Below are 1,317 nucleotides of genomic sequence, written 5' to 3'. Positions count from 1 at the left end.
TGTAGTGGCCCCCTAAATCCCCGGACACGATCTCCCACTTGTTAAGTGTTAGGAGTAATGTGCCCATTATGACCAATCACATACCTAAGATAGAAGTGCTGTCCGGCCCTGAGCGCCGCCGTCGCTGGTCGACAGCGGAGAAGCTCGCGATAGTCCAGGAGACCTACGAGCCTGACGTCACGGTCAGCATCGTTGCGCGACGGCATGGGATTCAGCCGAACCAGTTGTTCGCCTGGCGCAAACTTGCGGCGCAGGGTGCACTGACGGCCACTGCATCGCAGGAAGAGGTCGTCCCAGCATCCGAATACAGAGCGCTTCAGAACCAGGTGAAAGAGCTGCAGCGCCTCCTCGGCAAGAAGACGATGGAAGGCGAAATCCTCAAAGAAGCGCTTGAGATAGCATCAGGGTCAAAAAAACACCTGTTGCGCTCGCTCTCGTTGCCGAAGGATGGTTCGCGATGACGGCGGTGTGCGAGACCCTGGGTGTCGCCCGATCCAACATTGCGGAACGTGTGAAGCAACGTCCTTCCAGAGCCAGAGGGCGGCCGCCGCTCGCCGATCAGGCACTGCTGGATGAGATCAAGACGATCATCGACGACATGCCGACCTACGGATATCGCCGGGTTCACGCGATCCTGCGCCGTAAAGCCAGCAGCGAAAGCCGTCCATGGCCGAATGCCAAGCGCGTCTATCGGGTGATGAAGGTTCACGGCATGCTCCTTCAGCGCCACACCGGTGCAATCGACACCCGTCGCCACGATGGCCGTGTTGCTGTCGAGCAGTCGAATTTACGCTGGTGTTCAGACGGCTTCGAAATCGGCTGCGACAATAAAGAGAAGGTGCGCGTTGCCTTCGCTCTCGATTGCTGTGATCGCGAGGCCATTGCCCATGTAGCGACAACCGAGGGCATCAAGAGCGAGGACGTCCAGGACCTTGTCATCACGGCTGTTGAGAACCGCTTCGGTCTCGTCAACACCCTTCCAAAGCCAATCGAATGGTTGACCGACAACGGCTCCTGCTTCATCGCAAAGGATACCAGGTCGCTGCTCGTCGATATCGGCATGGAGCCGTGTTCAACGCCTGTTCGCAGCCCCCAGTCCAACGGGATGGCCGAAGCCTTCGTCAAAACCTTCAAGCGCGATTACGTCTCGGTCAACCCCTTGCCGGACGCCATAACCGTCATCGCGAAACTGCCCTCATGGTTCGAACACTACAACACCCTTCACCCGCATAAGGCATTGGGGTATTGCTCGCCTCGTGAGTTCTTAAACCGTCAAACAGAAACCTGATCCGGTCCGGTTTTTAAGGGGCAACTCCA

1 protein-coding gene is annotated in these 1,317 nt (G+C 57.7%); it reads left to right on the top strand.

The annotated features are described in order from the left end of the window. Positions 1 to 68 precede the first annotated feature (68 nt). Positions 69 to 1,288 (top strand): IS3 family transposase gene (locus tag AC13QY_RS32045; protein WP_095433215.1). Its coding sequence is split into 2 segments (ribosomal slippage): positions 69 to 408 and positions 408 to 1,288, totalling 1,221 coding nucleotides; the frame shifts between segments, so codons are not numbered across the junction. Positions 1,289 to 1,317 lie beyond the last annotated feature (29 nt).

The sequence above is a fragment of the Martinezella sp. CNPSo 3795 genome (assembly GCF_057784475.1).
The sequence above is the reverse complement of the archived record's forward strand: the minus strand, read 5'-3'. Positions and strand labels throughout refer to the sequence as shown.